This window comes from Streptomyces sp. NPDC001492, from assembly GCF_053597275.1.
This window is the reverse complement of sequence record NZ_JBSFHW010000018.1, coordinates 98,587-111,828: the sequence shown is the minus strand read 5'-3', so window position 1 is coordinate 111,828 and position 13,242 is coordinate 98,587. Positions and strand designations below refer to the sequence as shown.

Annotated in this window: 14 protein-coding genes; 3 read left to right on the top strand and 11 right to left on the bottom strand. The window is 68.2% G+C overall.

Going from position 1 to position 13,242, the window contains the following annotated elements:
* Positions 1–36: 36 nt before the first annotated feature.
* The gene (locus ACWC1K_RS23290) at positions 37–579 is read right to left on the bottom strand and encodes a hypothetical protein (protein WP_450833889.1); all 543 of its coding nucleotides are present in this window, start codon (positions 577–579) and stop codon (positions 37–39) included.
* Positions 580–731: 152 nt separating this feature from the next.
* On the opposite strand from ACWC1K_RS23290, the gene ACWC1K_RS23285 reads away from it, so the two are divergent.
* The 3 genes from ACWC1K_RS23285 to ACWC1K_RS23275 all read left to right on the top strand — a co-directional run bounded on the left by ACWC1K_RS23285 (position 732) and on the right by ACWC1K_RS23275 (position 4,478).
* Complete coding sequence (locus tag ACWC1K_RS23285; RefSeq protein WP_450833887.1) at positions 732–1,898, top strand: sensor histidine kinase; 1,167 nt, start codon at positions 732–734, stop codon at positions 1,896–1,898.
* On the top strand, positions 1,895–2,536 hold the full coding sequence (locus ACWC1K_RS23280; protein WP_450833886.1) for a response regulator: 642 nt from the start codon (positions 1,895–1,897) through the stop codon (positions 2,534–2,536). The genes ACWC1K_RS23285 and ACWC1K_RS23280 overlap by 4 nt, the downstream gene beginning before the upstream one ends.
* 118 nt (positions 2,537–2,654) lie before the next feature.
* Entirely contained in the window at positions 2,655–4,478 is a 1,824-nt protein-coding gene (locus ACWC1K_RS23275; protein ID WP_450833885.1) for a glycosyl hydrolase family 18 protein, read from the top strand.
* 183 nt (positions 4,479–4,661) lie between these two features.
* On the opposite strand, the gene ACWC1K_RS23270 is transcribed toward ACWC1K_RS23275, so the two are convergent.
* From ACWC1K_RS23270 to ACWC1K_RS23225, 10 genes are all read right to left on the bottom strand, one after another.
* Complete coding sequence (locus ACWC1K_RS23270; RefSeq protein ID WP_344399113.1) at positions 4,662–5,108, bottom strand: DUF2550 domain-containing protein; 447 nt, start codon at positions 5,106–5,108, stop codon at positions 4,662–4,664.
* A 142-nt stretch (positions 5,109–5,250) separates the two neighbouring features.
* The gene (locus ACWC1K_RS23265) at positions 5,251–5,625 is read right to left on the bottom strand and encodes a F0F1 ATP synthase subunit epsilon (RefSeq protein WP_133044680.1); all 375 of its coding nucleotides are present in this window, start codon (positions 5,623–5,625) and stop codon (positions 5,251–5,253) included.
* Positions 5,626–5,738: 113 nt separating this feature from the next.
* Positions 5,739–7,175 (bottom strand): F0F1 ATP synthase subunit beta, encoded by a 1,437-nt coding sequence (gene atpD / locus ACWC1K_RS23260; protein ID WP_450833883.1) that lies wholly within the window; start codon positions 7,173–7,175, stop codon positions 5,739–5,741.
* Positions 7,175–8,092, bottom strand: coding sequence for a F0F1 ATP synthase subunit gamma (locus ACWC1K_RS23255; RefSeq protein WP_450833881.1), 918 nt, complete (start codon positions 8,090–8,092; stop codon positions 7,175–7,177). Before ACWC1K_RS23255 ends, atpD begins: the two co-directional genes overlap by 1 nt.
* Positions 8,093–8,113: 21 nt before the next feature.
* Positions 8,114–9,703, bottom strand: coding sequence for a F0F1 ATP synthase subunit alpha (atpA, locus tag ACWC1K_RS23250; protein ID WP_450833879.1), 1,590 nt, complete (start codon positions 9,701–9,703; stop codon positions 8,114–8,116).
* 138 nt (positions 9,704–9,841) lie between these two features.
* Positions 9,842–10,657 carry a F0F1 ATP synthase subunit delta gene (locus tag ACWC1K_RS23245; protein WP_450833878.1) on the bottom strand — a complete coding sequence of 272 codons (816 nt, stop codon included), beginning with the start codon at positions 10,655–10,657 and terminating at the stop codon, positions 9,842–9,844.
* The gene (locus ACWC1K_RS23240) at positions 10,654–11,202 is read right to left on the bottom strand and encodes a F0F1 ATP synthase subunit B (protein ID WP_099931313.1); all 549 of its coding nucleotides are present in this window, start codon (positions 11,200–11,202) and stop codon (positions 10,654–10,656) included. Before ACWC1K_RS23240 ends, ACWC1K_RS23245 begins: the two co-directional genes overlap by 4 nt.
* Positions 11,203–11,240: 38 nt before the next feature.
* Positions 11,241–11,483, bottom strand: a complete 243-nt coding sequence (locus tag ACWC1K_RS23235) for an ATP synthase subunit c family protein (protein ID WP_099931312.1) — start codon at positions 11,481–11,483, stop codon at positions 11,241–11,243.
* Between the two features lie 80 nt (positions 11,484–11,563).
* Complete coding sequence (atpB, locus tag ACWC1K_RS23230; protein ID WP_450833977.1) at positions 11,564–12,334, bottom strand: F0F1 ATP synthase subunit A; 771 nt, start codon at positions 12,332–12,334, stop codon at positions 11,564–11,566.
* A gap of 273 nt (positions 12,335–12,607) precedes the next feature.
* Complete coding sequence (locus tag ACWC1K_RS23225; protein ID WP_450833876.1) at positions 12,608–13,045, bottom strand: hypothetical protein; 438 nt, start codon at positions 13,043–13,045, stop codon at positions 12,608–12,610.
* Positions 13,046–13,242 lie beyond the last annotated feature (197 nt).

Genomic DNA, 13,242 nt, shown 5'->3' with positions numbered 1-13,242 from the left:
CACCCCTCCCCTCGGCGTTCGGTCAGGGTACGACCCTCAGGGCGTCGACGCCGGGGCCTTCTTGGGCCAGAGCAGATAGGTCAGCGCGATCAGCCCGTGGATGACGACAATCCGCAGCGCCGTCCACTGGCAGGAGCGCAGGGACGAGGTGTCGCCGTCGCCGACGTACCAGATCGCACCCTGGAGCAGGGCGAGAGCGACGGCGGCGGCCAGCAGCGTGCGCAGCCACAGGACGCCCTCGTGGCGGGCCCGGGGCAGGCCGTAGCGCGGGGGCCTTGGCGGTTTCGGTGCCCCGGCGAGGCGATGCGCCGCGTGCCCGTCGAGCCACCGGATCGTGGAGTGGCCGTAGGCGATGGTGAAGCCGATGTAGAGGGCGGCCAGTCCGTGCTCCCAGCCGGGCTTCGCCCCGTTTTTCAGGTCGACGGCCGTGACGACGAACAGCACGACCTCCAGCAGCGGCTCGCACAGCAGCAGCGCCACGCTCGTCCGGCGCCACTTCAGCAGGTAGCGGACGGCCAGCCCGGCGACGAGCAGCACCCAGAACCCGACCTCGCAGGCGATGATCAGCGTGACGACCACGGTTGGCTCCTCTCGGTCACCCTTCCAGGCTCCCGACCGGGCCGGCGGCTTTCGTCGTCGGCGATGACGAAGCCGCCGTACATCGAAAGATGCAGTTCGGGACCCTCCCCCGGAAGCACGCAGGCGGTGCGCGGGGCGTGTTGGATGGAGCCATGGCCGCACGACTCACCCGCCCGCACCGCGACGACGTCCTCATCGCCGTGGGCGGACTGGTCGGAGGGCTGCTGCTCTGTGCCGTCGGCCTCTACAGCCGCACGGCGGACGACCCGATCGCCGTGGTCGACGCCCGCTGGGCGGTCCTCGTGCCGCTCGTCGTCACCGCGGCCTGCGAACTGCTGCGCCGCACCCGCCCGCGCACCGCCCTGCTCGTCGGCACGGTCGCGATCACCGCGGACCTGGTGACCCGCGGGAACCTCGCCACCATCGTGATGTTCACGGACCTCGTCTATGCGGCCGTCCTGTACGGCACGCTCGCCTCGGCCCGCCGCATCACCTGGATCACCGGCCTGCTCACGGTGATCGGAACCGTCGTCCCGTACGTGGCCTGGCGCGTACCGCAGGCCCTGCTCATCGGGGCGGGCGTCGCGCTCGTCACCCTGGCGCCCGCGGCGACGGGCTGGGTCGTGCGCGACCACCGTGACACCGCCGACGCCGAGCGGCTGCGCGCCGAACAGACCGCGCTGCTCGCCGAGATGGACCGCAGCCAGGCGGTCATTGCCGAACGGGCCCGGATGGCAAGGGAGTTGCACGACATGGTCGCCAACCATCTCTCCGCGATCGCCACCCACTCCACGGCCGCACTGTCCATCGACGATCCCGGCACGTCGAGACAGGCCCTCTCCGTCATCCGCGAGAACAGCGTCGAGGGGCTCGCGGAGATGCGGCGACTGATCGGCATCCTGCGCGACGGCGACGGTGAGCCGAGCGCGGTCCCGACCCTCGACGGCCTCACCGCGCTCGTCGACGGCGCCCGCGCCAACGGCCTCGACATCGGCCTCGACACCGACCACGGCAAGGTCCCCGCACCGGTCGAACTCGCCGCCTACCGCATCGTCCAGGAGTCCCTGACCAACGCCCTCAAGCACGCCGGCCCCGGACGCGTCACCGTCGCGCTCGCACAGCGGGACGGCGCCCTCGACGTCCGGGTGACCAGCCCGTACGGCCATCGGGACGGCCCGCGCGCACCCGGCTCCGGTGCCGGACTGGTCGGCATGCGGGAGCGGGCAGGGCTGCTGGGCGGCACCTTCGAGGCGGGACCCGACGGCGCGCTGTGGACCGTACACGCCACGCTCCCCCTGCCCGAAGGAGACTCCGAATGATCCGCGTCCTCGTCGCCGAGGACCAGTCCGCCGTCCGCGCCGGACTGGTCCTCATCCTGGGCAGCGCACCCGACATCGAGGTGGTCGGAGAGGCCGCGGACGGGGAACAGGCCGTGGCGCTGGCACGGGAGTTGCGGCCGGATCTCGTACTGATGGACATCCAGATGCCTCGTCTGGACGGAGTGTCGGCGACCCGGCAGGTCGTCGGGGAGGGGCTGGCCGACGTCCTCGTCCTCACCACCTTCGACCTCGACGAGTACGTCTTCGGGGCACTGCGCGCCGGCGCCGCCGGTTTCCTGCTCAAGAACACGGAGGCGAAGGACCTGCTGGAGGCGGTACGGACCGTGGCGCGCGGGGAGGGGCTGATCGCCCCGGCAGTCACCCGCCGCCTGATCGCCGAGTTCGCCACCAGGTCCGTACGCGAACCCACGGCCGATCCCGCCGTCCTCGACAGCCTCACCCGCCGTGAACGCGAGGTGCTGTCCTGCCTGGGCGAGGGTCTGTCCAACGCCGCCGTCGCGGCCCGCCTCGACATGGCGGAGGCGACGGCGAAGACGCACGTCAGCCGCCTCCTCGGGAAGCTGGAGCTGCGCAGCCGGGTCCAAGCGGCCGTGCTGGCCCAGGAGTTGGGGATCTAGCACGGTCGCCCCAGAGTGGTCCAGACCTATTGACCGATGGTCCAGACCTTTCTATTCTCGCGGCACTGTGGGCGTGAAGGCTCAGTCATGCCCCCCAACTCCCCATAGGAGGCGCACCATGCGCTTCGGACACAGAGCCGCGGCAGGCTTCGCGACCCTGTTGCTGCCGCTGGCCGGCCTCGTCGGCCTCGCAAGCCCCGCCCAGGCCGCGACCACCGCGACGGCGACCTACGCCAAGACCCAGGACTGGGGCACCGGCTTCGAAGGCAAGTGGACGGTGAAGAACACCGGCACCACCGCCATCAGCTCCTGGACGGTCGAGTGGGACTTCCCCTCCGGTACGTCCGTCACCTCGGCCTGGGACGCGGACGTCACGTCCTCCGGCACCCACTGGACCGCCAAGAACAAGTCCTACAACGGCTCCATAGCCCCGGGCGCCTCCGTCTCCTTCGGCTTCAACGGAGCGGGCTCGGGCTCACCCTCCAACTGCAAGCTGAACGGCGACAGTTGTGACGGCGCGACGGTCCCGGGCGACGCGGCCCCCTCCGCGCCGGGCACCCCGACCGCCTCCTCCATCACCGACACCTCGGTGAAGCTGTCCTGGAGCGCGGCCACCGACGACAAGGGCATCAAGAACTACGACGTCCTGCGCGACGGCAAGGTCGTCTCGACGGTCACCACGACCTCGTACACCGACACCGGCCTGACCGCCGGCAGCGACTACTCCTACACCGTCCAGGCCCGTGACACCGCGGGCCAGACCGGCCCGGTCAGCGGCTCGGTGGCCGTGCACACCACGGGCGGCACGACCACTCCCCCGACCTCCGGCTCCACGGTCAAGCTCGGCTACTTCACCGAGTGGGGCATCTACGGCCGCAACTACAACGTCAAGAACCTGGTGACCTCGGGCTCCGCCGCGAAGATCACGCACATCAACTACGCCTTCGGCAACGTCACGAACGGCCAGTGCGCGATCGGCGACTCCTACGCCGACTACGACAAGGCCTTCACCGCCGACCAGTCCGTCAGCGGGGTCGCCGACACCTGGGACCAGCCGCTGCGCGGCAACTTCAACCAGCTCCGTGAGCTGAAGGCCAAGTACCCGAACATCAAGGTCCTGTGGTCCTTCGGCGGCTGGACCTGGTCCGGCGGCTTCGGGCAGGCGGCGGCCAACCCGACCGCCTTCGCGAACTCCTGCTACAACCTGGTCAAGGATCCGCGCTGGGCCGACGTGTTCGACGGCATCGACATCGACTGGGAGTACCCGAACGCCTGCGGCCTGTCCTGCGACACCAGCGGCGCGGCGGCCTTCAAGAACGTGATGTCGGCGCTGCGCGCCAAGTTCGGCTCCGGCGCGCTGGTCACGGCCGCGGTCACCGCGGACGGCTCGTCCGGCGGCAAGATCGAGGCCGCCGACTACGCGGGCGCCGCACAGTACGTCAACTGGTACAACGTGATGACGTACGACTTCTTCGGCGCCTGGGACGCCCAGGGCCCGACCGCCCCGCACTCCCCGCTCACCTCGTACAGCGGCATCCCGAAGGCCGGGTTCACCACGGCCGACGCGATGGCCAAGTACAAGGCGGCCGGCGTCCCCGCGAGCAAGCTGCTGATCGGCATCGGCTTCTACGGGCGCGGCTGGACCGGCGTGACCCAGGACGCCCCCGGCGGCACCGCGACGGGCCCGGCCGCGGGCACGTACGAGCAGGGCATCGAGGACTACAAGGTGCTCAAGACGTCCTGCCCGGCCACCGGCACCGTCGCCGGCACGGCGTACGCGCACTGCGGCAGCAACTGGTGGTCGTACGACACCCCGTCGACCATCGCCGGGAAGATGAGCTGGGCCAAGTCCCAGGGTCTCGGCGGCGCGTTCTTCTGGGAGTTCAGCGGCGACACCAGCAACGGTGAGCTGGTGAGCGCCATCAGCAGCGGGCTGAGCTGATCGTCCGAGCCTCGCCCCGCACCCGCCGCGGACGGTCCACGAGCCCGTCCGCGGCGGGCTTCTCTGTGCGCAGAACGGCGGGTGGCAGTGGGTCGCCGACGACACCCAACACCCGGTCTGTCAGGCCACGTTGACGCTCCCCCAGGCTTCGTCCGGGGGCACCCTCATTCAACCGGCTGGGAATTAGGCGACATTTACCCGTTGCCCGGGCGGAGCTGCCTCCAGCCACGCGAGGAACCCGGTCAGCGCGTCTTCGCTCATCGCGAGTTCGAGACGCGTGCCCCGGTGCAGACAGGTGAGGATCACCGCGTCGGAGAGCAGCGCCAGCTCCTCCTCGCCCTCGGGGAGGCGACGGCCGGCGACCTCGATCGCGGCGCGTTCCAGGATGCGGCGCGGACGATAGGCGTAGGAGAAGACGCGGTACCACTCGATGCGGTCGCCGTTGTAGCGGGCGACTCCGTAGCTCCAGCCTTTTCCGCTCGTGTCCGTCTTCTCGGGGACGTCCCAGCGCAGCGAACAGTCGAAGGTGCCCCCGGAGCGCTGGATGAGTCTGCGGCGCAGGCCGAAGACGAACAGCCCCAGCACCACCAGGGCGACCACGACTCCGCACACAGTCAGAGCGAGGACCATCGACACCGACCTCCTCGTCTCCTAGGTACCGAAAATAGGTAACGGAACGGAAAAAACACCTATATCTGCCTCAGCCGCGGTCGGCTCCGGATTGCTCCGGTGCCGACCGCGGCTGAGTGAATTCATACAGCTCCGCGCGGGCTCAGCTCGTCGCCGCCGCGCGCAGTCGAACATCGGCGCGACGCTCGGCGGCGGCGTCACCCTCCGCCTTCGCGCGCTCCAGCTCGCGCTCCACGCGCTGGACATCGATCTCGTCCGACAGCTCGGCGATCTCGGCCAGCAGCGACAGCTTGTTGTCCGCGAACGAGATGAAACCGCCGTGCACCGCGGCGACGACCGTTCCACCTTCACTCGTACGGATGGTCACCGGGCCCGACTCCAGCACACCGAGCAGCGGCTGGTGACCGGGCATGACGCCGATGTCGCCGGACGTGGTGCGCGCGACGACCAGGGTGGCCTCGCCGGACCAGACCTCTCGGTCGGCCGCGACCAGCGCGACGTGCAGCTCAGCAGCCAAGGTGGCTCCTCGGGTCACCACCCGGCGTCTCCTGCCGGGTGTTGGTTACAAGTCTAATGGGCGTGAAAGAGGGGGCGGGACGTACCCCGCCCCCTCTTACGAACTCAGGGAGTTCAGGAGACGCCCAGCTCCTTGGCGTTGGCCTTGAGGTCCTCGATGCCACCGCACATGAAGAACGCCTGCTCCGGGAAGTGGTCGTACTCGCCGTCGCAGATCGCGTTGAAGGCCGCGATCGACTCGTCCAGCGGGACGTCCGACCCGTCGACGCCGGTGAACTGCTTGGCGACGTGGGTGTTCTGGGACAGGAAGCGCTCCACGCGACGGGCACGGTGGACGACGAGCTTGTCCTCCTCGCCGAGCTCGTCGATACCGAGGATCGCGATGATGTCCTGGAGGTCCTTGTACTTCTGCAGGATCGTCTTGACGCGCATGGCGGCGTCGTAGTGGTCCTGCGCGATGTAGCGCGGGTCCAGGATGCGGGACGTGGAGTCCAGCGGGTCCACGGCCGGGTAGATGCCCTTCTCCGAGATCGGACGGGACAGAACCGTCGTCGCGTCGAGGTGGGCGAAGGTGGTGGCCGGGGCCGGGTCGGTCAGGTCGTCCGCGGGGACGTAGATCGCCTGCATCGAGGTGATCGAGTGACCACGGGTCGAGGTGATGCGCTCCTGGAGGAGACCCATCTCGTCGGCCAGGTTCGGCTGGTAGCCCACCGCGGAGGGCATACGGCCGAGCAGCGTGGAGACCTCGGAACCGGCCTGGGTGAAGCGGAAGATGTTGTCGATGAAGAACAGCACGTCCTGCTTCTGCACATCGCGGAAGTACTCCGCCATGGTCAGACCCGCGAGGGCCACGCGCAGACGGGTGCCCGGGGGCTCGTCCATCTGACCGAAGACCAGCGCGGTCTTGTCGATGACGCCCGAGTCGGACATCTCCTCGATGAGGTCGTTGCCCTCACGGGTGCGCTCGCCGACACCGGCGAACACGGAGACACCGTCGTGGTTGTTGGCGACGCGGTAGATCATCTCCTGGATGAGCACCGTCTTGCCGACGCCGGCGCCGCCGAACAGACCGATCTTGCCGCCCTTGACGTACGGGGTCAGCAGGTCGATGACCTTGACGCCGGTCTCGAACATCTCGGTCTTCGACTCGAGCTCGTCGAAGTTCGGGGCCTTGCGGTGGATGCCCCAGCGCTCGCCGTCGTACTTCTCGTCGACGTTCAGCACCTCACCGAGGGTGTTGAACACCTTGCCCTTGGTGAAGTCACCGACGGGCACCGTGATGGAGTTGCCGGTGTCGGTGACGGCGGCCTGGCGGACCAGACCGTCGGTGGGCTGCATGGAGATGGTGCGGACCAGGCCGTCACCCAGGTGCTGGGCGACCTCCAGGGTCAGCGTCTTCTTCTCGCCCTCCTTCGCCGGGTCGAGGACCTCGACGTGCAGAGCGTTGTAGATGTCGGGCATCGCGTCGACGGGGAACTCCACGTCGACGACCGGGCCGATGACCCGGGCGACGCGGCCCGTGGCAACGGCCGTCTCAACTGTCGTCGTCATTACCTGTCACTCCCCGCGGTCGCGTCGGCCAGGGCTGCGGAGCCACCGACGATCTCGCTGATTTCCTGGGTGATTTCGGCCTGGCGGGCCGCGTTGGCAAGTCGGGAGAGCGTGGTGATCAGCTCGCCCGCGTTGTCGGTGGCCGACTTCATCGCGCGCCGCGTGGCGGCGTGCTTGGAGGCGGCCGACTGGAGCAGCGCGTTGTAGATACGGCTCTCCACGTAGCGCGGCAGCAGGGCGTCGAGGACGTCCTCCGCCGAGGGCTCGAAGTCGTACAGCGGAAGGATCTCGCCCTGGGGGGTTGCTTCCTTCGCCACCTCTTCGAGGCTGAGCGGCAGCAGACGGTCGTCGAGCGCCGTCTGCGTCATCATCGACACGAACTCGGTGAAGACGATGTGGAGCTCATCCACGCCGCCCTCGGCCGTCTCGGTCTCGATGGCCTCGATCAACGGGGCCGCGACCTTCTTGGCGTCCGCGTACGTCGGCTCGTCGGTGAAGCCCGACCACGACTCCACGACCTTGCGCTCGCGGAAGTTGTAGTGGGCGAGGCCCCGGCGGCCGACGATGTACGTGTCGACCTCCTGGCCCGCGGCCTCGAGACGCGCGGTCAACTGCTCCGCGGCCTTGATGGCGTTGGAGTTGAAGGCACCGGCGAGACCACGGTCGCTCGTGAGGAGCAGCACCGCGGACCGCGTGACCGTCTCGGCCTGCGTGGTCAGCGGGTGCTTCGTGTTCGAGCCGGTACCGACCGCCGTGACCGCACGCGTCAGTTCCTGCGCGTACGGCGTGGAGGCCGCCACCTTGCGCTGCGCCTTGACGACGCGCGAGGCGGCGATCATCTCCATCGCCTTGGTGATCTTCTTGGTCGCGGTGACGGATCGGATGCGACGCTTGTAGACCCGGAGCTGGGCTCCCATGAGTCAGGTCCCTTCCTTACGTCACTTGGCCGCGGCCGGGGCGTCCTCGCCGAGAAGCTTGCCGTCCGAGGTCTCGAACTGCTTCTTGAACTCGGCGATCGCGTCGGCAACAGCGGTGAGGGTGTCGTCCGACAGCTTGCCGCCCTCGCGGATGGAGGTCATGAGGCCCTGCTCCTTGCGGTGCAGGTACTCCAGGAGCTCCTTCTCGAAGCGGCGGATGTCGGCGACCGGGACGTCGTCCATCTTGCCGGTGGTGCCGGCCCACACCGAGACGACCTGGTCCTCGGTCGACATCGGCTGGTACTGGGCCTGCTTCAGCAGCTCGACCATGCGCTGACCGCGCTCCAGCTGCGCCTTCGACGCGGCGTCCAGGTCGGAACCGAAGGCGGCGAACGCCTCCAGCTCGCGGAACTGGGCGAGGTCGACGCGCAGACGGCCGGAGACCTGCTTCATCGCCTTGTGCTGCGCGGAACCACCGACTCGGGAGACGGAGATACCGACGTTCAGCGCGGGGCGCTGACCGGCGTTGAACAGGTCCGACTCCAGGAAGCACTGGCCGTCGGTGATGGAGATGACGTTGGTCGGGATGAACGCCGAGACGTCGTTGGCCTTGGTCTCGACGATCGGCAGACCCGTCATCGAGCCCTTGCCCATGTCGTCGGAGAGCTTCGCGCAGCGCTCCAGCAGACGGGAGTGCAGGTAGAAGACGTCACCCGGGTAGGCCTCGCGGCCCGGCGGACGGCGCAGCAGCAGCGACACGGCGCGGTAGGCGTCGGCCTGCTTCGAGAGGTCGTCGAAGATGATGAGGACGTGCTTGCCCTCGTACATCCACTGCTGACCGATGGCCGAACCGGTGTACGGCGCCAGGTACTTGAAGCCGGCCGGGTCGGACGCGGGGGCGGCGACGATGGTCGTGTACTCGAGCGCGCCGTTCTCCTCCAGCGCGCGGCGGACCGACGCGATGGTCGAGCCCTTCTGGCCGATGGCGACGTAGATGCAGCGGACCTGCTTGTTCACGTCGCCCGAGCGCCAGTTGTCGCGCTGGTTGATGATGGTGTCGACGGCCAGGGCGGTCTTGCCGGTCTGTCGGTCACCGATGATCAGCTGGCGCTGGCCGCGGCCGATCGGGGTCATCGCGTCGACGGCCTTGTAGCCGGTCTCCATCGGCTCGTGCACCGACTTGCGCTGCATGACCGTGGGGGCCTGCAGCTCGAGGGCGCGGCGACCGGTGGTCTCGATCTCGCCGAGGCCGTCGATCGGGTTGCCGAGCGGGTCGACGACACGGCCGAGGTAGCCCTCGCCGACTGCCACGGAGAGCACCTCACCGGTGCGCTGCACCGGCTGACCCTCCTCGATGCCGCTGAACTCACCGAGGACGATGGCACCGATCTCGCGCTCCTCGAGGTTGAGGGCGAGGCCGAGGGTGCCGTCCTCGAACTTCAGCAGTTCGTTGGCCATGGCCGAGGGCAGACCCTCGACCTTCGCGATGCCGTCGCCGGCAAGGGTGACCGTACCGACCTCCTCGCGCGAGGCCGCGTCCGGCTTGTACGACTGGACGAAGTTCTCCAGCGCGTCCCGGATCTCCTCCGGCCGGATCGTGAGCTCCGCCATCTGGGTTCCCTGCTCTCCTTGTTGGGCCCGAAGTTTCAACTTGGGGGTCTGGGGGCGACCCCCAGGAATCCTCTGCACGACCCAACCGGGCCGTAGGTACGTACTGCTGTACTGCTGTTCTGCTTATGAAGTTGCTGCTCAGCTCGCCAGGCGGCGGCCGGCGTCCTCGATGCGGTCCGCGATCGAGCCGTTGATGACCTCGTCGCCGACCTGCACCCGGATCCCGCCGAGAATCTCGGGGTCCACGTCGATGTTGAGGTGCATCGTGTGGCCGTAGAGCTTCGCGAGGGCGGCGCCCAGGCGCTGCTTCTGCGTGTCGCTCAGCGGTACCGCCGAGGTCACGACGGCGACCAGCCGGTCCCGGCGCTCGGCGGCCAGCTTGGACAGGGACTCCAGTCCCGCCTCCAGGCTACGTCCCCGCGGCGCGGTCACAAGGCGCGTCACAAGACGCTCGGTCGACGGGACGGCCCGGCCGCCGAGCAGCCGGTGCAGCAGCTCGGTCTTGGCCGCGGTGGTGGCGGCGCGGTCGGTCAGCGCGGCGCGCAGCTCGGTGTTCGAGGAGACGATCCGCCCGAAGCGGAACAGCTCGTCCTCCACGTCGTCGAGCGCGCCCCTCTTCTGCGCGGCGGTGAGCTCGGCGGTGTCCGCCAGCTCCTCCAGCGCGTCCACCAGGTCACGGGACTGCGACCAGCGGGAGCGCACCATGCCGGACACCAGATCGGCAGTCGCGCCGCCGACCTGGGAGCCGAGCAGACGCCGGGCCAGCTCGGCCTTCGCCTCACCGGGCTGCGCCGGGTCGGTCAGGACCCGACGCAGCGACACCTCGCGGTCGAGCAGCGCGGTGACGGCGGCCAGCTCGTCGGCGAGCTTCGTCGCGTCGGCGGACGTGGAGTCCGTCAGCGCGTCGAGACGCTCGCGTGCGGCTGCCAGGGCCTCGCGGCTCGCTCCGTTCATCGGGTGGCCTCGGCCTTCTCCTCGAGCTCGTCGAGGAAGCGGTCGATGACGCGGCTCTGCCGGGCGTGGTCCTCGAGGGACTCACCGACCAGCTTGCCGGCCAGCTCGGTCGCGAGGTGACCGACGTCCTGCCGCAGCGCGGACGCGGCGGCCTTGCGGTCGGCCTCGATCTGCGCGTGACCGGCGGCGACGATCTCCTCGCGCTGGCGCTGGCCCTCGGCGCGCATCTCGGCGATGAGCGCGGCACCCTGCTCCTGCGCCTCCTGGCGCAGACGCGCGGCCTCGTGCCGGGCCTCGGCGAGCTGGGCCTTGTACTGCTCGAGGACGCTCTGGGCTTCGACCTGAGCGGCCTCGGCCTTCTCGATGCCACCTTCGATCGCCTCGCGGCGCTCCTCCAGAACCTTGTTGATGTTCGGGAGCAGCTTCTTCCAGAAGAAGAAGAACACGATGGCGAAGGCGATGGCTCCAACAAGCAGCTCGGGGCCGGCCGGGATCAGCGGGTTCTGCTTCTCCTCGGCCGCGAGCGCTACCAGGTTGGCGATCACATCAGTGCCTTTCGTCGGAACGTGTCAGGTAAGGCGGATCAGGTACCGAACACGAACGGCATGACGATGCCGATGAGGGCGAGCGCCTCACAGAAGGCGAAACCCAGGATCTGGTTGGCGCGGATCAGGCCGGCCGCCTCGGGCTGACGGGCCAGGGCCTGCGTGCCGTTACCGAAGATGATGCCGACGCCGACGCCGGGGCCGATGGCTGCAAGGCCGTAGCCGATGGAGCCGAGCGAGCCGTGAACGGTGTCAGCAGCAAGTGTCTGGAGAGCGGACATGCCGGTTCTTCCTTCTCTTTCTTGGACCGGTGGGGGTTGGCCACCGGACGTCTCGGGGGTGCGGGCGGGTGGTACTCGGCTCAGTGATGCTCGGCGAGAGCGCCCTGAACGTAGGAGCAGGCCAGCAGCACGAAGACGTACGCCTGGACGGCCTGTACGAAAAGCTCGAAGAGGATCATGACCACGGTCATCACGAACGAGACACCGGCGGCCGGGATCATGTAGCTGTTCAGCAGGTACCAGGAGGCGACGGTGAACATCACCAGCATCAGGTGACCCGCGAACATGTTGGCGAAGAGTCGCACCGCGTGCGTGAACGGGCGGACCAGCAGGTTCGAGAAGAACTCGATGACCATGACGAGCGGCAGGACGCCACCGAGCGACTTGTCGTAGCCCGTCACGTTCTTGAAGAAGCCGACGAAGCCGTGCTTCTTGAAGGTCAGGGAGACCCACGTGATGTAGACGACCGCGGCCAGCACCACCGGGAAGGCGAAGACCGAGGAAACCGGGAACTGGGCCAGCGGAATCACGGACCAGATGTTCATGATCCAGATGAAGAAGAACAGCGAGACCATGAGCGGGACGTATTTCTCGCCCTCGCGCTTGCCCAGCGTCTCGTAGACGATCCCCCGGCGTACGAAGTCGTAGCCCGCTTCGGCAACCATCTGGAGCTTGCCCGGGACGACCTTGGCCTTGCCGAAGGCCGCCGCGAAGAAGGTGATGACGAGGAGGCTGGTGATGAGGGCAAGGAGCATGACCTTGTTGAACTCGAACCCCCCGACCGTGACGATCGGCTTGAAGAGGAACGAGTTCAGGCCCGGGGCCGGGAAGCCACACCCGTTGTCGGACATGATCCGACAACTCCAGTCAAAGGCGAGCTGGGTCTGGTCAGCACTCACCGCGGGCTCCTTCGGCGTGACGCATGGGTACGGCAACCTCGTTGTGTCGGCGCGGCGCGCAGCCGCGGGTCGGCACTGGACTGGTGTTACGGATGTGAGGGCGGCTGGGGGGCATCAAGCCTCGCGATCGATCAGGCGTCAGCTCAGATGCCCGCGCCCGCGATGCCGCAGTTGGCACCGGACGATAGCAGGAGATCCCACAAGCCTTTATCCCGCCCCTATCCCTCACGACGACGACCCTGTCTTCTCGGACTTTCCACTCTTCTCGGAGTCGGGGTCGATGTAGAAAAGCTTGGCTTTCATATGCGCACGAGCCTGCGCGGCCATCCACACGACAGTTGCGACGACGAGCGAGACGGCGAACGTCTTCGCATTGAAGAGGTTGGTGTCCTTGAAGACGGCGACGAAGATCAGGAGCAGCAGGAGCTGAGCGACGTAGAGCATCAGCCCCATGGCCTGGAACAACTGCGGGAGCGTTTTTGCCGTCCACTGCAGGACATACAGACCGATCCCCATGAACAGGATCGCGAGCAGTGTGCCGACCACCGCGCCGAGCGCACCCTTGCCGCCGGCGACCCCAGCGCTGACGGCGACGACGATCGCGCCGGCAGCCGCTGCGGGCACAGCGGTCTGCAAGAGGTTCCGGACGTCATTGGACGGCATGGCGGCAACTCCGCTTTCACAGGGGGGCAGGTGTCGTCATGGACGAGCGTAGTCCCGGATCGAGAGGGGAACTCACGGCCAATGGACCGTCGCACTACGGTCCTTCAGCTCTCTCCGGGGTTCTCGTGAACCGTATCACAAACTATTTGATGCGGTCTTTACCTAGTCGGTGTGCTTGCTGTCACACATGAGAGTGA

Coding starts and splice junctions, on each gene's coding strand:
- ACWC1K_RS23285 (WP_450833887.1), top strand. CDS start 732: ATGGCCGCACGACTCACCCGCCCGCACCGCGACGACGTCCTCATCGCC.
- ACWC1K_RS23280 (WP_450833886.1), top strand. CDS start 1,895: ATGATCCGCGTCCTCGTCGCCGAGGACCAGTCCGCCGTCCGCGCCGGA.
- ACWC1K_RS23275 (WP_450833885.1), top strand. CDS start 2,655: ATGCGCTTCGGACACAGAGCCGCGGCAGGCTTCGCGACCCTGTTGCTG.
- ACWC1K_RS23270 (WP_344399113.1), bottom strand. CDS start 5,108: ATGGTCCTCGCTCTGACTGTGTGCGGAGTCGTGGTCGCCCTGGTGGTG.
- atpD (WP_450833883.1), bottom strand. CDS start 7,175: ATGACGACGACAGTTGAGACGGCCGTTGCCACGGGCCGCGTCGCCCGG.
- ACWC1K_RS23255 (WP_450833881.1), bottom strand. CDS start 8,092: ATGGGAGCCCAGCTCCGGGTCTACAAGCGTCGCATCCGATCCGTCACC.
- atpA (WP_450833879.1), bottom strand. CDS start 9,703: ATGGCGGAGCTCACGATCCGGCCGGAGGAGATCCGGGACGCGCTGGAG.
- ACWC1K_RS23245 (WP_450833878.1), bottom strand. CDS start 10,657: ATGAACGGAGCGAGCCGCGAGGCCCTGGCAGCCGCACGCGAGCGTCTC.
- ACWC1K_RS23235 (WP_099931312.1), bottom strand. CDS start 11,483: ATGTCCGCTCTCCAGACACTTGCTGCTGACACCGTTCACGGCTCGCTC.
- atpB (WP_450833977.1), bottom strand. CDS start 12,334: ATGTCCGACAACGGGTGTGGCTTCCCGGCCCCGGGCCTGAACTCGTTC.
- ACWC1K_RS23225 (WP_450833876.1), bottom strand. CDS start 13,045: ATGCCGTCCAATGACGTCCGGAACCTCTTGCAGACCGCTGTGCCCGCA.